This is a genomic window from Halobacteriovorax sp. RZ-2, assembly GCF_043196685.1.
Classification (GTDB): Bacteria; Bdellovibrionota; Bacteriovoracia; order Bacteriovoracales; family Bacteriovoracaceae; genus Halobacteriovorax_A.
Genome location: NZ_JBEBMR010000003.1, coordinates 284,673 through 305,717 on the forward strand (window position 1 = coordinate 284,673; position 21,045 = coordinate 305,717).

The following is a 21,045-nucleotide window of genomic DNA, read 5'->3' on the forward strand; positions in this document are numbered from 1 at the left end:
ATTCGACTGGTTAACTTAAAAATATTGATGTAAGAAGTTATTATGATAAAGAATTACGATTATATTGTGGTTGGTGACGGTATTGCAGGCCGCGCCATTTTATATTTTTTAACGATGAAATACCCAAATGCTAAGATCGCCCAAGTGTTCGATGATGAAGGCTTTCCAGCATGTTCCACTCGAACGACAAGTGTTGTTTCCTTTGGCCTATTTGAAGAAGGGATCTCAAAGCTTGGGGACATCCTTTATCATGCTCATGAATTCTTAAATGACTTTGTTGAAAAAGAACAACCTCCAGGAGTCTATTCCTGTAAACAATATTATCTACCGCCTAATATTAAAGAAGACCCTTTAAAATTTAAGCAATTTGAGGCCCGTTATGGAACTGATTTTGTTGAATTTAAGAATCAAAGGATGGTTGCCAAGGATGCATTCGTTATTAATCCACATAATTTCCTCGATTTTTTTAAGACTGATGTTGATAAAATCAATGCGAGAGTAACTGCAGTTAATAAAGGTGTCGTTCAAACTAGTGCTACTGAGCTTAAAGCTGAAAAGATCATTCTTGCAACCAGCGCTTATACATCATTAATCTTCAAAGATAAGAATCTTCCTGAAGGTAAGCCTGTTAAGGGAACTTATTTTACATGGGATATTGATTTAAATGAAGATTCATTTGTTCTTTCTCGTGGCCACTATAATTTAATTTACCGCGCTCAAGATAATCTTCTGCTTTTTGGGGCCAATTCTATAGAGGGACTTAGTCATCTTCATTCTCCTAAAGAGGTGTATGAAAAGCTAGAAATATTCCAAGACTTATTTCCAGAATTTTCAAAGCTTGAAAAACCAATGATTCATACTGGAATCCGTCATAAAGGAAAAAGACGCACTCCATTTTGTGGCGAGGTAAGTGAAGGGATCTACGCTCTAAACGCACTCTATAAGAATGGCTGGAGCGCTGGAATTTCTCTTGCTAAAGATTTAGTGGATAGGCTCTAAGTTCTCGCAACGATTTGCTCTTATTTCTTCAAGAACATAATCCCACATTTGTGATCGAAGCTTAAGGGAATCAAGGGCAATTTGAGTTGCTTGATCTTCTTTTTCCTTAGAATCACAAAGTTGTGAAAGTAGCTTTCCTGCAAGGTCTCCGTGTTCGTCACCATCAAGTTCAATATGGCGAACTAGGTAGTGCTTAAAATACGGAGCATCGATATTTTTTTCTTCTAAAACATTAACAAATGGTTGAAACAGATCAGGGATCAGGTTTTCTCTTCCATAGAAGAATGCTGAAGCAACAGCACTTGGGTGCGCATTTGTTACTAGGTTTAAGTTAAATGCCGTAAATTTTGCGATCTCTTGTGGCAGCTCATCAAAAGAAAAATCCTTAAAGAAGTTTTCGATTGGAGCAGTGTCTGCACCAACTTCCTTCATGGCATTTAAGTACATTGTGAAGTGATCAATATGACCGCCGTTTAAGTCCTCGTCACTTTCTTCACCAAGAACGATTTCATTGATAAAGCGTACGCATTCTTTGTCGTACTTAGAAGGCATCCACGGAGTTGTTACACATGTAACTTCACGCTGTAGGCCTTTTAGAAGTGACATAAAATCCCACACAGCAAAGACATGCCATTTCATCAGAATTTTTACATCTTCAATATCGTTGATATTTGTATAAAGTGGGTGAGCACATAGCTCGTTATGGGCGTTTTGAATTGCTATATTGACCGTTTTCATATGCGGCCAATATAGCTTAAAATATCTCTTTCTTAAAGCTTAGATTCTTAATTGTGAAACAAGTGATGGAAATCAGGCCTAGTTAATGAGCGACGTCTACGTGGACCATTGCGTCGTCCGCCTTGCATCTGTAGCCTCTGATTATATTTCTTGTCTTCAATATATTTTATGTACTTGGCTGCGTCTTCTTTGCGGTAGGCCTCAAGCTCGTAAAACATTTCATTAAATGACAGAATTCCACCGGCCTCTTTTTCTGCCTGAGCGATTCTCTCATAGAGTTTTTCTCCAACTTGGTCTAGCACCACAAAGAGATCAATTTGCTTTGAACCTAGATTTAGAGGGAATTTTTCTTCAAGATTTACACCTGCTACAAATTTGATAATCCCGCGACTGATGACAGAACGACGAGCAAGCCAAGCAAAATCATTTCCTAATTTTGTGCCAAAGCTTGGATCAAATTCATACTTTTCTTTTTCCATCCATTCAAAGATCTTTGATAGAATCGCGTCCTTATAACGTGTGTCTTTTAGCTTATCTGGGTTTCTCCATTCGGCCACTAGATCAAAACGTGAATCAAATTGAATCTCACCAGGTCCAAAAGTTTTAAATTTTGAGATATTTTCTTTTGTTACCTTTAGCCCAAAGTCTTGTAGGAAAGAGAGGAGGGCCGGATTAAATGTTGTTTTAAATTCTGGAATATCCATTTCAGTGCCACTTAGTTGCGAGCTTGCAACTTTATAACCATGGTAAATAACTTCAGAGCAAAAGATTTGAGAGTCATCTGTGTAATCCATGGCAAAATCATAAGGGATATTTTCTTCATTCTTCTTTGTGAATTTCGTGAATCGCTCGTGCATCTCTTTGGCCGCAAGGTGTGCTAGCTTGGCGTCTTTGTGACGAAAGACCACGGTACGAGAGTTTGCCTGATCAAGGTGAACTTGAAATGGAGCGGCGACATTTCCGACTTCAATATGGGCCTCTGACGTAAAAAGCTCTCCTGTCTTCTTATCTTTGTAAACTAATGTTAAGTGTGAGAATTGATGGTCATCATCTCCGATTCTTGCAATGGCAGCACTTGAATAGGCATTACCACGAGAAAGGATAATATCTCCTGACTTGAGATCGGTAGGGCCTGCAAAACTATATTCTGGGTTAACCATGAAATGAATAGGAGAGTCACCATCAAAGTTTAGTGTCGTAAATTGGCGAGGGACTTTCCCTTTTGGCCTTGATGCGTAGTACGACTCAATAAAGTAATCTTCAAGATAACGAAGGGCCCTAAAGATATCCTTAACGCCTTTTAGACACTCTTTCTCGTCTTGATCAAGTTCATTTGAGCTATTGAGATCTTTGAGTTTCTCTTTGAGGTCCAGGCGAATATTGAAAGATGCGTTCACAAAATCCTGCATCTGATATTGGGAAAATTCTGAAAAGTCGATATCCGTTGATTTTATCGAAAAGAGCTTGTTGTAGTAATGCTTAGTCTTTGTTGCACATTCAGCAGGGGATTTAACGCCTTTTGAGACTTGGGCATGCATCTCGTGCATCAGGGAGTCAAAATTAGAGCTCTTTAGAGAGCTGGGCATTCGATAGGACTTTTGATTACAGGAAACTAGTAGTGTCGAGAAGAGAAATGCTCCTGCGATACCTGTAAGTTTCTGATTTTTCATACTTTTCCCCCATAAATCTGAAAATTCTAAAGAACTAAATAATCAAAATTGAACATGACTCAATAAATTTTTATCGGATTTTACCTTTTAAAACTTAAGTATTATTATCAAGTATAGAGAGATTTATTTATGACAAGCAATAAAAGTGAAGAAGTACATTATCGAATTTTAAACGCAGTAACCAAGTTAGAAGTTGCTAAGGGACACCTGAATTGGAAAATCGCCGAGGTGGCCAAAGAGGCCGACGTAACTCGCTCCCTCATCTATTATTATTTAGGTAAGGAGAAGGACGTTATTCTTAAAGAAGCTGTGAAGTATATGATTTCTCGTATCTTCAATCTTTCTCAGGAAAACTCTGTCGGAATTCGCGAGCGTATTAAGATTGTTCGTAAACAAATCATTCAAATGCCATATCTGCTTGCTCTTTATATGATCAATAAAGGTGCCGGCAATGAGTTATCTGATATTATCGTGGAAGCCGAGGCCGAGTTATTTGAACTTCTAAAAAAGAAGTATCCAAATGTTGATCCTCGTGAGCACTTAAAAATTTATCTAATGGAATTAGGGGTGTGTCTTTACCGCGATGTTGATGACGACACTCTTGATTATATCTTTTCGAAATACGATAGCTTTGAAGCAAAATAATTCATATAAAAAAGGCCGCTTAGATAAGCGGCCTTTATATTTCTAGCAAAAATCTACTGATGCATGATTATATTCATCTGGTGGAAGCTCACAATTATCTTCAGAGAAGTTGTGGTCTCCGCCGTTTTTGATAGGATCATACTTCTCAACCGTACCTGGAATAGCTTGGTCATCAATTAAGTCATGATTGCTATCAAATGCTTCTTTATAATTCTTGTATACATCTAGCATATATACATCTGGTGACTGAGTCTTTCTTTCTTTGATGTTAAACATCGAGCTTGAAGCTTTTGATAAGAAGTCAGTAAACTTATAAAGTGTCTTTCTTCCTCTAAACATCATCGTGTATTGGTTTTCAGTCATTCCAAGTCTATCTCTTAGGATTGAGTTGAATTGGAAACCTTCACCAGTAAAGTACCAAGTTTCTTCTAGCCTTTCTTTTCCGGCCTTTGGCTTACAAACTTTGTAACGAATTGGGTTGTTCTCTGCTACGTATTGTAGAGATCCACCAAGTCCGTGATTACCTGATCCATACATTTGTGAGCTTACCCATTCAGCTTTAAACTTAGAAGTCCCTTCAATCATAAAACACTGGTGTGTTCTTGCTTCAAAGTTAAGTGTAATTGCTTCAGCGTATAGATCAATTGATTGTCCGCTGTCACTTCTATTATTATCACCATTTGACTTATCTAGTGACCATGAAGTTGACCAGTCATATCCTGCTGATACACCAACTCCACCACCTACTGGTGAACTTTCACCAAAAGGGATTTTAAAGTCTAGTTTCGCACCAACACCTGTTTTGTAACCGTGTGAGAACCCAACTCTTCTGTTTTCAGTAAAGTAAGTTCCGCTTCCTGTTGATTTAGAAATTCTAATTGTATTAGAGTGGCTAACTCTTGGCTTAGATAGAATCTCTTGTACGTGACTTACTGGAGTAATCATCATGAATTCCCATGGAGACTCAATACATTTTCTCATATTGTAGTCTGAGTATGTCTTCCAGATTAGTCCTGTCTTTTCTTGGTTAAAGAAAGTCCCACATAGTTTTGCAAGTGTTGCAGCATCGTACTGGTCTTCATAAAGCTTAGAAATTTCTGTTGCAGTTAGCTTATTTTCTTCAATTAGTTTCTTATTAAGTCCATTGTGATCAACTTTGATTGTTTCATCATAAAGCTCGTGCTTCTTAAGTTCATCAGAGAAGATCGCTTCAGAGCTCTTGTTGTATCTAGGAGCAAGTTTTGCTGCAATGATATCTTTCTTAGTTACACCTTTAACATCGTTAGATAGTTTTTCAAGGTAGTTTTCTAGTTGTACCATCTCAGTCATTTTCTTCGAGATTTTTGTATTTGTGTAATCCTTCGCTTCAAACTCATCCGTCACTTGTAGTTGCGTGTGTAGGATTGAGTGAAATGTCTTTGATGAAGCGTGGAATGTACCTGCTGCCCATGCTGGACGAGGTGCAGTTCTTGGATCATCTCCTTCTCTTAAGATTGGTGATAGTTTAATTGCCGCATAAGTTCTTGTGTGGATATATGGCATGTCCACAAACTTGATTGGCATATCAATTCTTGCCTTAAGAAGGTTGTTTTCAACATCGACTTCACGTGAAGCTACAGAGATTAGCTTAAACTTGTGCTTGTTCTCATTTGTTAAATCAATATCACCTTGAAGTGGAGCTAGGAAGTAAACTTCAAGCTTAAGCTTTCCTTGGTAGAAAGGCTCAATTGGGTTCATGTGGTGTACGTAGTTTCCGTAGTTAACCTTTGGGTACATCTTAACAATGAATGACTTCTCAATTACTAGGTCAAGGTTCTTGTTAAGGTGGAAACCATTATTATTATCGTGTCCTAGGAAGCTATAGTTAACTTCATCGACAAATAGTCTTGCTCTTTGATTGTTATTATCTTTTTCACACTTTCCTGTTCTTGAAACTTCTGCAAAGATCCAACCATTGTTTGACCATGGGTATAGACATAGTCCACGTGTTACTTTTGCATTTTGAAGTGTTTCATTTTGTACTTCAATTTCAAGATTAAAAGGGATACGACGAGTATTTGTGTATCTTTCGTGCTCAAGGTAGAACTTGATTTCACCACATCCAGACTCATCAAGTTGTCCATCTGTGATGTCATACATTTCAGTTACTGCGTGCTCTTCACCATTTTCTTGTTTTTCAAGGTTAATAAGTCTTGCCTTAACAAATTCATTTGAAAGTGAACTTCCGTTGGCCTTAAGGTTAAGACAACCGTTAACAACTACTTTTTGATCGATAATTAAGTTGTCGTTTCTTGGATCAACTTGACCAAAACCTTTTGGAGTGATCTTAACATTCTTAACATTGATGATCTCGTTTGAACTTAGACGAGACTTGTTAAGTGAAGTTTTCATTACATAATTATTTCTGTGAATAATGCTATTTGTGTATTGGTTCATCGACAGTTTTAAGTCATATGAAATATTAGCACTTGTTCCAAGAGTAATAACTCGATCACCCATTGGAAGGTATGTATTAGGAAGAGAGTAGTCCATTGTGATTGGCTCATCCCAAAAGATACAGCTATTGTTATCAGCAGTTCTCTCTACAGTTTGAAAGTTTTCTCCTGAAACGTAAAATGTTTGATATTGAAGGCTTTTTCCAAGTTTTGAACTTAGACACGCTTTTACATGAAAAGTCTTACCGTAAGCGATTCTAGACTTCATTGATGTCTTATCTTCAGTAACACCTTCTACAGTGAAACGTGAAACAGACACAAGAGCACTTTCATTTGCAGAAGCTTTAAGCTGTCTTGCAAGTTGCTGTCTTTCGTCGTTGGAAGTGTCACTTCCACAACTAACAAGTGACGTTAGTGCAAGCATTGAAATGCTTAGGAGAGTGATGTTCTTCATGTTCTTACAAAATGTCATATTCTTTCCTTAGGGAGATTGTGTAAACTTGTTCGTCACTGTAACCATCAATTAAGTACGCTGAGTCAAGGTTTCCAAGTACAGTGCGATTAATATATGTAAATTCAGTACTAAAGCCTTTTTGAGTTTCTAGTTGAAATCCTGCTGCATAACCTTTGTAGTCATTTGAAAAGATTCCACCACGGTAAAATGCTGGAGCAGTATCTGCTTGATTTTCAAATGCTAGCGCCTTAAGAGTTAGCTTCTTGTCACCCATATTTGTTTTGAAATCGATTCTGTATGAGTAACCAGTGTTCTTATCATCAGGAATAACTGTTTCAGTGTTTTTAATATATGATCCAGAAAGCTTAAGAGTGTTATCTCCTAGAGCGATCTCTGCACTTGCGTTTGCAAAGATTCCTGTGAAGTCATAAAGGTAAAGACTTTGATCAATTGGTGTACCGATGCTAACCGAGTTACCCCAGTAGTAGTCTTTATTTGCAAGATCACCTGATAATTTCTTGTAACGATAAGTTCCAACAGCACCACCCATTCTTAAAGCTTTTGATAGGTAAGTGATGTCTGCAGATTCAGAGAAGAATTGTGGATCACCTGAATCATCAATATTAAAAGTTTCTCTTAAAATTGCATTCTGTGGCTTTGCTTGTGTTGCTTGAAGACGGAAGTAGAAATTTCCAACTTTCGTCGTAATAACTTCTCTGGCACCAATAAATGAAGTTCCACCGTTAATGAATGGTGAGATATATTGACGCTTAGTTGAGTTATCAAGAGCACCAGCACTAATTTTTACAAAGCTTAGTGGCCTAATATCAAAGTAACCATAGTCATAAGTAAACTTTGGCTTATAAGTTTTTACTCTCTCAGCTTCTTGTGAAGAAGAGTTACCTGACTGATAGCTAAAACCACCACTAAAGTTGAAGTCGACACTGTCTACTACTTCAGCTTCTAGCTCAAGATTCATCTTAGTCTGATAAACACTTCCCTTATCAGTTCTAGAATCAAGAGCACCATAATCAGCACCAAGCTCTAGTCCCACATTCTTAAATCCAGCACTTTTTAGAGAAGAACTAAGTCCTTCTGTAAAGATTTTTGCCGAATCATTCTGTGCGAAAGCTTGGCCCTGGCTTATTAATGCCAGTAAAATTAAATGTTTAGTTACGTTTTTCGCTTTAATCATGTCATTCCTATTTGTTTTGATACTAAAATAGATGCAGGAATGATGCCATGTATCATGAAACAAGTTCATGGGTGTAAAAAGTTTAAACTGCTGAAATGTGGTGTAAGTATTGAAATTTAGTTTAGTGACTTAGTGTTGAAGAGCTGAACAGTGTATAAAACTTGAACAAACACAGGTTTTTAGTGTTTACTTAGTTGTTGTTAATTTTTTGGAATTAGATAAGAGAAGAATGGTGCGAAAGGGCAACGTCTTAAATGATTATTGCCTTGGTTTTTCGAGTTATTGTTCTGTCTCAGTCTAGTATATTTGTATGAGCAAGTCGTCCTGAGTTGTTACTAATTGGTAGGTTATTCTGTCATTTTATCAATCGCAATAACTGTAAGAATTGAATAAGGCTTAATATCGCAAAGTCTTTAACCAATTCTGACTGAATTAGGTACTTGTAAGTGCAAGTATAAAATTAAACCGTTGTTATTATGAAGGCTTTCAACTTTTGTAGTAGGTGTGGAATAAACCTGAGCCTTGAGCGACAGCATAACCAAAATATGCAGAGTAAGTCATAGTGTTCTCAGAGTCTGGAAAGTATATTGCGTAGATAGAGATGACTAAATTTATAAGGATAAGTAAGAAAGCTTTTTGGTATTCTTCAGGATTCTTTGGAAGGAAATTGGATTTGGAGAAATGTTGATTCCATTTGTGATTAAACAATATCGAAAGTAGAGAAATTAAGAAGTAGATTAAAGTCCTGACACCATTGTCTTTTAGGTAGGGCTTATTTGACAATGGAATTGTTTTGGGCAATTCATATTCAATATTATCCGCATTTTGTGATAATTGTAGTATAGAAATGTTTTTGTCGTCATATATTTGAAGTTTGTTTTTTAATTGTGATGTTTTTTCTTCTGAGATTTTATTAACGCTAGCTTTAGAAATTATATTTAAATTGCTTTTGTTACCTGATTCACTGTTATTGATTATAATATTTGCTGCCTTTATATATTCTTTCATTTCCACTACAGTTTTTTCATTATTAAGGATGTAGTATTTTGAAGCAGTGTTGATTTCAGTGTCTATTGTATTCGGAAAGATTTCTTTTACTGTTTCTTTATCAATTTGTGTAGCGTTATATATGTTTGCTAGAAAACTCATGAGGATATGGTTTTCCTGCATTAGGTCCACCGCTCTGGAGTATCTATTTTTAATATTAGAAAGACTGCTTACTGTATCATTCACTGAGTTTATAAAAAATAAAATACTGATAATTAGAGGAATTTTGAATATTAAATTAGATGATATATTTAAGTTTTTATTCATGTACTTAAATTAGCATTAAAAACAATACTCTGTATTAAAAATTATAGCTTAGTTTATAAAAGAAGTTGATGTCATTTAGTTTCTTCGAATAAAGTAAGCTTTGTAAGCAACAGTTAAGTTCGATGGGAATTTCTATTTTGTTTCTCAATCATAAATGGTTAAGGGTGGCTATAAGTACTAAAAAGTTAAAAAAATATGCAAAACTCCCTTTGTTGTAGTTGGTTTTGAGGTTTTAAAGAATTGATGATGACCCTTAGTATAAGCTAGGGGTTCTTGAATGGTGTTTATTCGTTTTGAGGAGCTTTGTCACTAAGAGTAAAGTCTTTACATGACTCGTTCTCACTTTTAAAATCTACAATAAGTGTAAGGAGTTTGTATGTCTACTACGTTTGAAGACAGAGATGAATTTGGTAGAATTTCTACTGCTATTAAAATTGCCAACTTAATTAAAAGTGATATTGATGTTTCTCCTATTCTAGTGGATGGTGGCTGGGGAACAGGGAAAACCGAATTTTGTGTGAAGTTCGTGAGCTTTTTAAAATCTAGTCATCCTAATTTGACTCCTGTGTATATAAATGCTTTTGAATACGATCACACAGATGATCCTTTTACAGTTCTAATTGCAAAAGTTGCTTCAGTGGCTCCTGTTGAAAATACGGCAAAGGAAAGATTTATAAACTCAGCTGTCCCTGTTGCAAAAGTATTCGCTAAAGCAATTGGTCGATCTGCTATAAGTTGGGCGCTTAAGGCTGAAGCAGACAGCGTTGTTACTGAAATTAAAGAGGCTGTAGAAACTGGGGCAAATGAAATTCTTGATATTGGTATAAAAGATACATTTGAGCGATTTGAAAAACTTGATGATAATTTAAAAATCTTAAGACAGGCAATCAAAGATGTCGCTTCTGATAAACAGATAGTAGTTATTGTAGACGAACTTGATAGATGCAAACCTTCTTTTGCATTAGAATTCCTCGAAAAGGTTAAGCATGTATTTAATGTTGAAAATATCAATTTTGTTTTTGCAACAAATCTAAAGCAGATGCAAGCGATAGTTAAGAATACTTATGGAAGCACTATAAATTCTCAAGAATATTTGGACAAATTTTTCAATTTAAAAATAAACTTTTCAAATAGAAGGAGTGTCACTAGTCATGAAGTATATTTAACTAATAATGGCTTATTGGTGTTTGAACAAGAAATGTTAAAACATGAAGATATGACAGAGGTATTCGAGGAAGGTTTATTATCTAGAAGACTCATAGCCGAATTATTTGAAATGCGAAATATCAGTTTGCGTGAAGCTAAGACTTTTAGTAGGCATCTTTGTATTCAAAATGCTTTAGATTCTAATTCTATTGGAAAAAGTGCTAGTCATCATACACAACTATCTACAATTTTCGGTACATACTTGTACTTGTTTGAGCCTGAGCTCGCAGATAGTCTTTTATCTGACTATATTGAAAGGCCCAATCTTGAAAGTATTTTTGGTTTCTCTATTTCTGCCTTATCTAGCTCGGGTGCACCTATTAAAGACCCATTGCAAATGATGTTAGCAATTCTATTTGTAGACGCAAAGTCCCTTATTGTTGAATCTGTAGAAATTGCAGAAAAGAAAGTTCAGCCTTCTCATCCTGCATATACGGAAGTTGTTATTAATAATTTGTTAAAAGCTACGTACTCTAATAATGACTTAGGTGCTGCCAGAAGGGCCAATAAAATTAAAGAAGCTATTATGAATTTGTCAGCAATTTAATTCGTTCATATAATTTTATATAATTATTCTTGCTTCTAAGAATTTTTAGTATAAGAGAAGGGTTATATAATTAAAGATTAGATAAGAGAAGAATGGTGCGAAAGGGCAGATTTGAACTGCCGACCTACGGGATATGAATCCGTCGCTCTAACCAACTGAGCTACATTCGCACATTTCGATTGATTAGGATATTAATAACTTGCGCCTCGTATGTCAATATTATAATTTATCAAAAAGTTAAATTTTGTGAAAAAAATAGCAATGAATCTAAAACCTAAACAAAATAAATCACATTCTCTCTTAACCAGAATGTTGTCCCACTTCAAAAAATTCAATCTTGAAATGGGCCTTGATTTTGATTCACCCATGGCCGTGGCCTGTAGTGGAGGTGTTGATTCCATGGTTTTGGCCCATTTATTGGTTCAGGCCGGGGCCAAGAAGCTAAGACTTTTACATATTGATCATGGCACAAGAAAAGAGATCGTCGAGGAAGTTAATCTAATCTCGAGTTTTGCTGCAAGATATGACCTAGAGTTTCAAAGCTATAAAATTGAACACCTAAGCCTAAAGACAAAGAATTTTGAATCTGTTGCACGCGCAAAGAGGTATCAACTACTTTTATCGAATCTAAGAGGCAATGAAATCTTACTTACTGGCCATCATCTGGATGATTGTTTTGAGTGGTCACTTATGCAGCAATTTAAATCATCTGCTAAGCATATTGATCTAGGGATGCCATATCGTAATGGCATCATTTATAGGCCACTATTTGCTTTTTCTAAAAATCATATCTTGAAGTATGCAAAGCTATCGAAAATCGCATGGCTAGAGGATAGTTCAAACGAAGATACTCGCTATGAGCGAAATTTCATCAGAGACTTAACTAAGGCGTCTATTGCTACGCGCTTTCCAGGCTACCTTAAACACTATTGTAATCGCATGAATCGTCTAAAGGCGATTAAAGATGAACAACTAGATGCACATAATTTCAAGGTGTTAAGACGAGAGTGGGGAATACTCATTAAATTTGACGGTGTTATCAATGAGGCACTAGAGCAGGTGATCTTATCTCAGTCTGACTCATCTAAAGGTAAAACACATTCACAATTTGAGAAACTTCGCTCACTGATAAAGTCATCAAGTATTGGCCCGTTAAGTTTTAGTGGTGGGCTTCGAGTCTATAATTTCAAAAACCACTTGGCCGTCGTAAGAAAGGGCCAGCAGATGAGCTTTAGTTTAAAACATTCGCAGATTCCTGAAGGCGTTCCATTCTTGTCAAATAACACAAGTGCGAAGCATTCACTTAAGAAATGTCCCATAGCTGATAGGGATGGTGATCTAAACAAGAGCTTTTCGCAAATTCTCCTGCCAGTTCATTATTCATGGCGTAAAAAGGGTAAAGTTTTAGTTTGGCTTTAAATTACTAGGCTTGACACCACCGAAAATGATACCATTTTAATAACTATAAGGTTACAATGTAGCTTTATATTTTATTAAGAATTGTAATTAGTTAGTGAATATTTGATTAAATAGTTAATGTGAAAATTAATTAAAAAGGATTTTAATGAAAGGACAAAACAAAACACTCCTCCTATGGATTATCTTAATCCTTATGTTTGCGGCCATCGCTAAAATTTCTTCTGAAAGCCGCCAGGTTTATAAGCCTGTGACATACCCGGACTTCGTAAGTGCAATTAAAGGTAAGCATGTTGATAAGGTTGTACTTAAGGGGAAGGACAAGATCTTAGGTAAATTTAAGGACGGCTATGAGAATGGTGCTTGGTTTGAAGCAACAGGAACGACAGGGGCCGAAACTTTTAAAATTTTAGAGTCGCACGGAATCTACCCAGAGTACGAAGCAGAAGAGAAACAAAATGTTATCACGACATTCTTGCTGCACTGGGGACCGATGATTTTCTTATTCCTCATTGTCATCTTCTTCCTTCGCCAACTGCAAGCTGGTGGTGGAAAGGCCATGAGTTTTGGAAAATCTAAGGCGCGTATGCTTTCACCACATGACAAGAAAGTAACTTTCTCAGATGTCTCTGGTGTTGAAGAAGCAAAAGAAGAACTAGAAGAAGTTGTCGACTTTCTTAAAGATCCAAAGAAATACACTAACCTAGGTGGTAAGATTCCTAAAGGTGTTATCCTTGTAGGTCCTCCAGGTACTGGTAAGACTCTTCTTGCAAGAGCTGTTGCTGGTGAAGCTGGTGTTCCTTTCTTTTCGATCTCTGGTTCAGACTTCGTTGAAATGTTCGTAGGTGTTGGTGCATCTCGTGTACGTGACCTATTTGAACAAGGTAAGAAGAACGCTCCTTGTATTATCTTTATCGATGAGATCGATGCTGTTGGTCGCCACCGTGGACACGGTATGGGTGGTGGACACGATGAGCGTGAACAAACTCTTAACCAACTTCTTGTTGAAATGGATGGTTTTGAATCAAATGAAGGTGTTATCCTTATTGCGGCAACAAACAGAATTGACGTACTTGATAAGGCCCTTCTAAGACCAGGTCGTTTTGATAGACGTGTAACGGTTGGACCTCCAGATGTTCGTGGACGTCTTGGAATCCTAAAAGTTCATACTAAGAAAACTCCACTTGATACAGCTGTTGATCTTGAAGTTATTGCAAAGGGAACTCCTGGTTTCACTGGTGCAGACCTTGCGAACTTAGTTAACGAAGCTGCGCTATTTGCTGCTCGTTACGGTAAGAAAGTTCTTCAAATGATCGACTTCGAACAAGCTAAAGATAAGGTTCTTATGGGGCCTGAGAGAAAGTCGATGGTACTTTCAGATCTTGAGAAGAAAGTAACTGCATATCATGAAGCTGGTCACACTCTTGTTGGGATGAATCTTCCAAAGACAGATCCTATTCACAAGGTATCAATCATGCCTCGTGGTGGAGCTTTAGGTGTAACTCAAACTCTTCCTAACGAAGATATGCACAACCTAACTCTTGAAAAAGCAGAAAACTTCATTGCTTTCCTAATGGGTGGTCGTGTTGCTGAAGAGATCGTATTTAACGAAATCTCAAATGGTGCTTCAAACGATATTGAACGTGCAACTCAGCTTGCTTCAAGCATGGTTTGTTCATGGGGAATGAGTTCTAAAATGGGACCTCGTAACTTCCATCAGCCAGGTAGCTCTCCATTTGGATCAACTGCTCCAAGTGAAGGTGTTGGCTACTCTGAGGAAACAGCTCGTGAAATCGACACTGAAATCACTCGCTTCCTTGATGAGAACTACAAGCTTGCTAAGAAGATTTTAACTGATCATCGTGATGCTCTTGATAGAATTGCTGAAGGCCTAATTGTTTGGGAAACTCTTGATTCTAAGCAAATTCAAGCATTAATTGCAGGTGAAGATATTGGTGTACCTCTTGTTGAAGAAGTAAGTACTCAACAATCAGCGGCCCAAAAGCCAGCAGGTGAGGCCAACGTTTCAAAGCCGATTGATGACCCAAAATTAGCATAATCAAAAATGACTAAAATATCTTTTTTAGGGGTAGTGAACGCTACCCCTAATTCTTTCTCTGATGGCCATTTAAATCTCAATCAAGACTATCAGGACAAGCAATTACAAAAATTTAAAACGGCCAATTATTCATTGGATATTGGCGCAGAAAGTAGTGCTCCTTTCAATGATCCAATTTCTTTTAATGAAGAATGGCAGAGACTAGATCATTACTTCAAAGAACACATTGAACGCCTTAGAAGTTTTAGAACAATCTCTATCGATACTTATAAACCTCAAACGATGAAGGCATTCTTGGAAAAGTATGCGCATCAATTTGAACATATTATTTGGAATGATGTTTCAGGTGTTATTGATGATGAGTGTCTTAAGCTCTTACTCGATTTTCCATCAGTGGATTATGTCCTGTGCCATACGCTCGTTCCAAGTCGCGATAAGACTTTAGATCATATGAAGTATCTTGATCCTGGATTAGGTGTTGAATCTTTAAAGCTCTTTTTTGAACAAGGGCTTAAAAAGTTTGAGAAAGCGGGAATTAATCAAGGGCGCATTTTTTTGGATCCATGTTTTGGCTTTTCTAAAACCACTGAACAAAACTTAGAACTTCTGGAGAGTCTGCATAAGATTGCGCAGATTTCTAAGCGGTGGCTTATTGGAATTTCGAAGAAGTCATTTCTAAGACACCTTGTTCTACAAGAGTCGCCTGAGATGGATGGTGATAAACAAGCCCTTTTGGCCGCCAGTGAAGTGCCTCACTGGAAGTTTCTGAATCAGTTTGCACGTGATTTTAATAAGGTAGAGGAGTTGATCTTTCGCGTTCATGAGGTTGGAAATATTACAAAAATCACCTAAAGACTCGTGTTTATTAGCATTTTGGCCTATATATATGAACATTGTTTTATCAAGGGCCAAAATGAACAGATTAAGATTTCTTCTTTCACTTACTACTCTTTTCATCTCACTTAATGTGTCTGCTTATTTTTCGCCGACCTTAGGTCAAATGTCTGAATTCATCAATAACTTGGACAAGGCCATCTATGGAGAGCTTGATATTGTGGATGTTGCCTCGGGCACACTTGTTCACAATCCTGGCGCTAAGGTTAATTCACATTCAAGTGCTATTATAGTAAATCGCTGGAGTTTAGAAGAGGTTATAGATGACCGCTTATTTTCTGTCACTGGTGTTGATTTTAAGAAGACAGCTAGACTTTGTGAGGGCGAAGAAAAGTTCTTAAGTCAAAAGGCATACGGAAAGTGTAGTGCAGTATTAGTTGGGCCTAAGCAGGTTTTAACGGCCGCTCACTGTATTCAAAACGCTCAGTTAGCATGTGATCGCAAAAGTTTTATCTTTGATGCAAGATCTGATTTAGGAAGTGATGGAGCGACTCAGTACTTTGTTAAGTCTCAAGTTTATAATTGTAAGAATATCCTAGCTTATCATCAAAGCCGTGATAAGACCTTTGATTATGCCCTTATTGAGCTTGATCGCCCTGTTGAGGGTGGAAGAAGGCCTGTCGAGGTTCAGCAAGAAGAGCTAAAGGTTTCTGATGAAGTTTATATGATCGGGCATCCAAATGGCTTCTTATCAAAGTATTCATATAATGGTTTTGTTAGAGATATTGATCCTCTATTTTATATAACTAATCTTGATGCCTTTGGTGGCAATAGCGGTGGCCCAGTTTACTCAAAAGAGAGTAATCAGATGGTGGGGCTTCTTATTCGTGGCCATGATGATTTTGAATGGGATACTGAGCAAAGCTGCAATCGTGTTGTTCACTGCCAAGATGATAAATGTGATGGGGAATATGTCCTAAAAATCGGTGCTATCATTGACGATATCGAAAAGGCCCGCGATAATTAAGAGATGAAATTAGGTCATATCGTTTTATTTAGCTCAAATGCTCATTTAACTTCCACTTTTTTAAGTGAGGTTTTTGATCTTGAAGTTGAAGGTGCGTCTGACTCAGTAGTTGTCTTTAATGATGATCTTCGTTTCCTTGTCGTTGAACGTCCAAAACTTGCGCAAGTTGGAAATAATATTGTCTTTGATTTTGTCGTTGATAATTACGATGAATTGATCGAGCTTCAAAAGAAAGTCGAATTCGTAAACTACCGACTAGAAAGCTCTGGCGAAAATCTCAATATTCTTTCAAATGAAAAAATCCCTGAAATACTTGTGCACGAAGGTGTGCAATTCTTCTTTATAACTGATCCTGACAATCGTCGCTGGAAAGTTACCTTAATAGAATCCAATTAAATTTAAGCTAATTTAAATTTTATTTAAGTCACAATTCTGACACCTAAATCTTCGCAAATTGGCCCTAGTGTGTGTCATTTTGACAGGTGAATCGTGGGATGTAGCTGATATCCTAACATGAACAATTGGCACGGTTTGTGCTTATTATATGGCAGATGCCTCAGGCAGGATGCCAAGGGCCTATCTTTATAAACAAGATAAAAGAACTCAAGGATTGAGTATGCGACTTTTAGTACTTGCTTTGGCCGCCTTCTGTGCGGCCAATATTTCGGCCAACTTCATCATCAAATACAAAGACGGCAGTGTCGAAAAATCAAAAATTAATCCAAGCTCACAATTTACTTCTTACGCTCTTAGCGACGATGTTGAATACGTCGAAGAAGACTTAAGACTCTTTGCTAATGGTGGAGAGTACAACGACACTTACTATCCGAGTCAGTGGCATTTCTCTAATTATCTGGACAATACTTTCTATCATGCTCGCGAGTATGCAACTTCTGAAAGTGATGCAAGAGTTAATGTCGCAGTCATTGATACTGGAATTACAGATCACTTTGATCTCAATTCAAATGTGGTTGGGGGTTATGACTTTATCTCTGATCCTGATAATTCAAGAGATGGTGGCGGGCGTGACAGTAACCCAAATGACGAAGGGGATTATGGCTCTCCTTCGACAGCTTGTAACTCTGGTACAAGTCCTTCAACTTGGCACGGAACTCACGTGGCCGGAATTATTGGAGCTCGTGCCAATAATAGCTACGGTGTTGTCGGAGCTGCTAAGAATATTAATCTAGTACCTGTGCGAGTTCTTGGAGCATGTGGTGGGCTAACTTCAGATATTGCAGATGCTCTAAGATGGGCCGCTGGAGGAAGTGTTTCAGGTGTTCCTGCAAATCCAAATCCTGCTCGTGTTGTTAATATGTCACTTGGCGCACGAGGAAGCTGTAGTCGCTATATGCAAGAGTCAATTGACTTTGCTCGCTCTAAGGGTGTTGTGGTTGTTGTGGCAACTGGAAACTCAAACGCTGATGCCTCATTCTACACACCATCTAATTGTCGAGGTGTTCTAAGAGTTGGTGCCGTTGGTACAACTCGTGCTCGTTCATCGTATTCAAATTATGGACGAATTGTCGATATCGCCGCACCTGGAGATAGTATTCTATCGACAGTTAATAGTGGACAGTCAACACAGGGGACAGCAGTCTTTTCTCGTATGAATGGAACATCGATGGCCGCAGGATTTATTTCAGCAACTGCTGCCATGATCTTTCAAGCAAATCCTTCTCTCTATCCAGATCAAGTTAGAGATATCATCACAAAAACAGCAGTGAGTTTCTATTGTGATCGCAGCTCTTGTGCTAAGGGTGCTGTTGATGCCTATGAAGCAGTATCTCTGGCCTTCTCAACAACTGCAAATGCTAATTTTCGCTATAGTGATCCTGTCTTAGTTGGTGGTACGGCCGCTCTTAATGACAGCTATAGTAGTGGTAAAAGTAGTGGTGGTGCTTGCGGGACTATTGAAGATGTAAATAATGGAAGTGGCGGCAATATGCTTGCAGGCCTTTTCTTAATTATTGCGATTGTCATTGGCCATAGAGTGAGACTTATGAGGCCTTAACGGGGCTGCATTCAACTTCGATATTATTTTCAACGATTTTACAACTATCGACTTTATAGATTTGGGCACGAGAAGAGTGCCCTTCTAGTTTTATGATGGCATTCTTTGGAATTTCTTCCTTTGTTAAAAGCTTTAAGTGTTTATGATCCTTTTCAATGACCCGATACCCCTGGACAATATCACTCACCTCAAAGACCTCAATGATGTCACGGCCTAGTCTATTTTCATCATTAATAATTTTATTAATTTGATTAATAACGACATCAAATCCTTGTTGTTTTAAAATAAAAAGATCGATTCCTTTACGTGCGGCCTCTTCGATAACTTGGCTATCATTTTCATTTGTTATTAGTATAAAACTCATTTCCTTATCAAGTAGTGAGATCTCGTCGTAGAGCTCGATACCATCCATTTGTGGCATCATATAGTCACAAATAATATAGAGCTTTTCTCCACGATTAAGCTTAATTGTTTGTATATCTTCAATGGCCTTAAAAGGATTTGTATGAAAGCGAACATGTGAATTAAATGTATTCTCGAGGCTAGTGGCAAGGAGCTTGGCAGTTTCGTAGCAGTCGTCAATAACCATGATATGCTTTTTCATAATGACAGTATAGTTGACTTAAGTACTTGCATAGGGACAAGTCGTCTAAATTTTACTTAATTTCAATTAAGTAAGATGTTATTTGAGGAGCCTGTAAGTCGATGCGACTTACAGTGATACCTCTTGAATTTTATAGCCTTCACCGTAGACGCTCCTAATAATGAAATTAGAATTCTTAATCTTCTTTCTAATGGAGCTAATATAAGTGTCTATCATACGATCGTTAACCTTGTGATTATCAGGTGCGATATGATTAAGTATCTTTTCTCTTGCAAGAACACTTTGTTCATTCTTCAAAAGAAGATGAATGATTTTAAATTCAGAAGAAGTGAAATGAATTCTTTCTCCACGAATCTTTACTTCTTGCGATGGGATATTTAATGCAATATCCCGGTAATTGATCACCTCAAGAGCATTCTCATTGTTAACAGATTTAAGTGTTGTGCTAATAATACTTTTCACTTCTGAAGGTTCAAATGGTTTGCTAATAAAATTTATTCCACCTAGTTGGTAACCAGTAACTCTAGTATTAACATTATTCTTTGATGAAATGAAAACAATTGGTGTATCTTTAAGCTCATCATTCATTTTTAATTGCGAGCAAATTTCAAAGCCGGATTCATTTTGTAAAAGAATATCTAAGAGAATAAGATCTGGTTTTTCTTGCCAGGCCGTTGCGATGGCCTCATCCTGATTACTAGCTTCAACGATATTGTAATTGCTTTCTAATAAGGCCCTTAGAAGGTCTCTGATTTCTTGATCGTCGTCGATTATTAATATTTTTTTCATGAATAACTCCTTTATATTCATGAATATAATGTATAAATATATCAAAAAATCTTCAGCTTAATTTAGGTAAACCTTATATAAAATTCTTAAACACTTGTTCTTAAATCTTTGCCATTTGCATAGTTTTGAATATTATCAAAAATGAGCTGGGCCATATCAGAACGAGCAACATCATTGGCCGAACCAATATGCGGTAAGATAAAGATATTATCGAGTTCACGTAGGGGAGAGTTATCACTTAAGGGCTCATTGCAAACGACATCGAGCCCCGCACTTGCTTGTTTACTCGATTTAAAGAAATGATACATGGCCTCTTCATCAATGATTTCACCTCTGGCCGTGTTAACTAATAGAATATCTTCTTTCATCAAATTAAAAGCGTCTTGATTGATAAGTTGATGGGTCGCTTCGCTATATGGACAGTGAATTGAAATGATATCGCTTTCTTTGAGAAGCGTTTGTAAGTTGACGTACTTTGCTTCACACGTCTCTTCGATTTCTGCTTTTTTATTTGGCCCAGTGTAGATGATTTCTTGATTAAAGGCACCTTTACACATTTTTGCAAATTGAGTTCCAATCCTTCCTGCGCCAATTACTCCGTGTTTTATGTTAAATAGTGACTTACCAATGAAGCCTGCTGGCTCCCAAGTTTCCCATTTTTTATCGATGACATTTTGTCTTGCTGCTTCAATTTTTCTTGCACTACAGAGCATAAGGGCCATGGCCAACTCTGCTGTGGCATTGGTTAGAACATTTGGTGTGTTTGTTACACTAATGCCATTTTCATGACAGAAGTTAATATCAATATTATTGAAGCCGACAGCGTATTGAGAAATTAATTTTAACTTCGGAAGTTGCGTTAAAGTTTTTGCACTCAATTTATTACTAAGCATCGAGATAAGAACATCACAATCTTTTGCGCCACTTACAATATCAGCTTCTGAAATTGTGCCATTTTGCGTGCGATCCCAAACTGTGACTTGGTGGCCTTCTTTTTTAAGATCTTCAAATAGGGGACCTTTTATGACATCTGTGGCGAAAATTGTTAAATGACGCATGTTTTCCTCTGCTGTAAGTCAGTGTTTTCTTCTATTCGTTC

The 21,045-nt window shown here is 37.2% G+C and carries 17 protein-coding genes and 1 tRNA gene; 9 read left to right on the forward strand and 9 right to left on the reverse strand.

The features are described 5' to 3' along the window. Positions 1–42: 42 nt before the first annotated feature. Positions 43–999: an FAD-dependent oxidoreductase gene (locus tag ABMA78_RS12970; protein WP_392860623.1), complete on the forward strand. Its 957-nt coding sequence runs from the start codon at positions 43–45 to the stop codon at positions 997–999. Here the strand turns inward: ABMA78_RS12970 and ABMA78_RS12975 are convergent. Further along, positions 982–1,737 (reverse strand): DUF3050 domain-containing protein, encoded by a 756-nt coding sequence (locus tag ABMA78_RS12975; RefSeq protein WP_392860624.1) that lies wholly within the window; start codon positions 1,735–1,737, stop codon positions 982–984. The two genes, ABMA78_RS12970 and ABMA78_RS12975, sit on opposite strands and share 18 nt — an antisense overlap. Before the next feature lie 47 nt (positions 1,738–1,784). Beyond that, positions 1,785–3,407 (reverse strand): YiiX/YebB-like N1pC/P60 family cysteine hydrolase, encoded by a 1,623-nt coding sequence (locus tag ABMA78_RS12980; protein WP_392860625.1) that lies wholly within the window; start codon positions 3,405–3,407, stop codon positions 1,785–1,787. A 129-nt stretch (positions 3,408–3,536) separates the two neighbouring features. Here ABMA78_RS12980 and ABMA78_RS12985 point away from each other — a divergent pair, with 129 nt between their 5' ends. Next, positions 3,537–4,052: a TetR/AcrR family transcriptional regulator gene (locus tag ABMA78_RS12985; protein ID WP_021266649.1), complete on the forward strand. Its 516-nt coding sequence runs from the start codon at positions 3,537–3,539 to the stop codon at positions 4,050–4,052. A 42-nt stretch (positions 4,053–4,094) separates the two neighbouring features. Here the strand turns inward: ABMA78_RS12985 and ABMA78_RS12990 are convergent, their stop codons facing one another. From ABMA78_RS12990 to ABMA78_RS13000, 3 genes are all read right to left on the reverse strand, one after another. After that, positions 4,095–6,959, reverse strand: coding sequence for a hypothetical protein (locus ABMA78_RS12990; protein ID WP_392860626.1), 2,865 nt, complete (start codon positions 6,957–6,959; stop codon positions 4,095–4,097). Continuing rightward, a complete protein-coding gene (locus tag ABMA78_RS12995; protein WP_392860627.1) occupies positions 6,946–8,136 on the reverse strand; it encodes a hypothetical protein in 1,191 nt (396 codons plus the stop codon). Before ABMA78_RS12995 ends, ABMA78_RS12990 begins: the two co-directional genes overlap by 14 nt. A 486-nt stretch (positions 8,137–8,622) precedes the next feature. Continuing rightward, positions 8,623–9,369 carry a hypothetical protein gene (locus ABMA78_RS13000; RefSeq protein ID WP_392860629.1) on the reverse strand — a complete coding sequence of 249 codons (747 nt, stop codon included), beginning with the start codon at positions 9,367–9,369 and terminating at the stop codon, positions 8,623–8,625. A gap of 457 nt (positions 9,370–9,826) precedes the next feature. On the opposite strand from ABMA78_RS13000, the gene ABMA78_RS13005 reads away from it, so the two are divergent. Next, on the forward strand, positions 9,827–11,203 hold the full coding sequence (locus ABMA78_RS13005; protein WP_392860630.1) for a P-loop NTPase fold protein: 1,377 nt from the start codon (positions 9,827–9,829) through the stop codon (positions 11,201–11,203). 93 nt (positions 11,204–11,296) lie between these two features. Here ABMA78_RS13005 and ABMA78_RS13010 read toward each other — a convergent pair. Beyond that, a tRNA-Met gene (locus tag ABMA78_RS13010) sits at positions 11,297–11,373 on the reverse strand. Positions 11,374–11,545: 172 nt separating this feature from the next. Here ABMA78_RS13010 and tilS point away from each other — a divergent pair. The 6 genes from tilS (at position 11,546) to ABMA78_RS13040 (ending at position 18,553) form a co-directional block, all read left to right on the forward strand. After that, positions 11,546–12,622: a tRNA lysidine(34) synthetase TilS gene (gene tilS, locus ABMA78_RS13015; RefSeq protein ID WP_392860632.1), complete on the forward strand. Its 1,077-nt coding sequence runs from the start codon at positions 11,546–11,548 to the stop codon at positions 12,620–12,622. Positions 12,623–12,767: 145 nt separating this feature from the next. Then, the gene (ftsH, locus tag ABMA78_RS13020; protein WP_392860634.1) at positions 12,768–14,678 is read left to right on the forward strand and encodes an ATP-dependent zinc metalloprotease FtsH; all 1,911 of its coding nucleotides are present in this window, start codon (positions 12,768–12,770) and stop codon (positions 14,676–14,678) included. A 33-nt stretch (positions 14,679–14,711) separates the two neighbouring features. Continuing rightward, positions 14,712–15,530 carry a dihydropteroate synthase gene (locus ABMA78_RS13025; RefSeq protein WP_392860635.1) on the forward strand — a complete coding sequence of 273 codons (819 nt, stop codon included), beginning with the start codon at positions 14,712–14,714 and terminating at the stop codon, positions 15,528–15,530. 61 nt (positions 15,531–15,591) lie between these two features. Then, entirely contained in the window at positions 15,592–16,539 is a 948-nt protein-coding gene (locus tag ABMA78_RS13030; protein ID WP_392860637.1) for a trypsin-like serine peptidase, read from the forward strand. A gap of 3 nt (positions 16,540–16,542) precedes the next feature. Then, the gene (locus ABMA78_RS13035) at positions 16,543–16,935 is read left to right on the forward strand and encodes a hypothetical protein (protein ID WP_392860639.1); all 393 of its coding nucleotides are present in this window, start codon (positions 16,543–16,545) and stop codon (positions 16,933–16,935) included. 220 nt (positions 16,936–17,155) lie between these two features. After that, positions 17,156–18,553, forward strand: coding sequence for a S8 family peptidase (locus tag ABMA78_RS13040; protein WP_392860641.1), 1,398 nt, complete (start codon positions 17,156–17,158; stop codon positions 18,551–18,553). Here ABMA78_RS13040 and ABMA78_RS13045 read toward each other — a convergent pair. From ABMA78_RS13045 to ABMA78_RS13055, 3 genes are all read right to left on the reverse strand, one after another. Beyond that, entirely contained in the window at positions 18,540–19,157 is a 618-nt protein-coding gene (locus tag ABMA78_RS13045; RefSeq protein ID WP_392860642.1) for a response regulator, read from the reverse strand. The genes ABMA78_RS13040 and ABMA78_RS13045 overlap by 14 nt on opposite strands. Before the next feature lie 108 nt (positions 19,158–19,265). Beyond that, complete coding sequence (locus ABMA78_RS13050; RefSeq protein ID WP_392860644.1) at positions 19,266–19,946, reverse strand: response regulator transcription factor; 681 nt, start codon at positions 19,944–19,946, stop codon at positions 19,266–19,268. An 86-nt stretch (positions 19,947–20,032) separates the two neighbouring features. Continuing rightward, on the reverse strand, positions 20,033–21,004 hold the full coding sequence (locus tag ABMA78_RS13055; protein WP_392860646.1) for a 2-hydroxyacid dehydrogenase: 972 nt from the start codon (positions 21,002–21,004) through the stop codon (positions 20,033–20,035). Positions 21,005–21,045: the final 41 nt, after the last annotated feature.

Excerpts from the sequence above, each read along its gene's own strand:
- ABMA78_RS12970 (WP_392860623.1), top strand. The coding sequence starts at position 43 with ATGATAAAGAATTACGATTATATTGTGGTTGGTGACGGTATTGCAGGC.
- ABMA78_RS12975 (WP_392860624.1), bottom strand. The coding sequence starts at position 1,737 with ATGAAAACGGTCAATATAGCAATTCAAAACGCCCATAACGAGCTATGT.
- ABMA78_RS12980 (WP_392860625.1), bottom strand. The coding sequence starts at position 3,407 with ATGAAAAATCAGAAACTTACAGGTATCGCAGGAGCATTTCTCTTCTCG.
- ABMA78_RS12985 (WP_021266649.1), top strand. The coding sequence starts at position 3,537 with ATGACAAGCAATAAAAGTGAAGAAGTACATTATCGAATTTTAAACGCA.
- ABMA78_RS12990 (WP_392860626.1), bottom strand. The coding sequence starts at position 6,959 with ATGACATTTTGTAAGAACATGAAGAACATCACTCTCCTAAGCATTTCA.
- ABMA78_RS12995 (WP_392860627.1), bottom strand. The coding sequence starts at position 8,136 with ATGATTAAAGCGAAAAACGTAACTAAACATTTAATTTTACTGGCATTA.
- ABMA78_RS13005 (WP_392860630.1), top strand. The coding sequence starts at position 9,827 with ATGTCTACTACGTTTGAAGACAGAGATGAATTTGGTAGAATTTCTACT.
- tilS (WP_392860632.1), top strand. The coding sequence starts at position 11,546 with ATGGGCCTTGATTTTGATTCACCCATGGCCGTGGCCTGTAGTGGAGGT.
- ftsH (WP_392860634.1), top strand. The coding sequence starts at position 12,768 with ATGAAAGGACAAAACAAAACACTCCTCCTATGGATTATCTTAATCCTT.
- ABMA78_RS13030 (WP_392860637.1), top strand. The coding sequence starts at position 15,592 with ATGAACAGATTAAGATTTCTTCTTTCACTTACTACTCTTTTCATCTCA.
- ABMA78_RS13035 (WP_392860639.1), top strand. The coding sequence starts at position 16,543 with ATGAAATTAGGTCATATCGTTTTATTTAGCTCAAATGCTCATTTAACT.
- ABMA78_RS13040 (WP_392860641.1), top strand. The coding sequence starts at position 17,156 with ATGCGACTTTTAGTACTTGCTTTGGCCGCCTTCTGTGCGGCCAATATT.
- ABMA78_RS13045 (WP_392860642.1), bottom strand. The coding sequence starts at position 19,157 with ATGAAAAAGCATATCATGGTTATTGACGACTGCTACGAAACTGCCAAG.
- ABMA78_RS13050 (WP_392860644.1), bottom strand. The coding sequence starts at position 19,946 with ATGAAAAAAATATTAATAATCGACGACGATCAAGAAATCAGAGACCTT.
- ABMA78_RS13055 (WP_392860646.1), bottom strand. The coding sequence starts at position 21,004 with ATGCGTCATTTAACAATTTTCGCCACAGATGTCATAAAAGGTCCCCTA.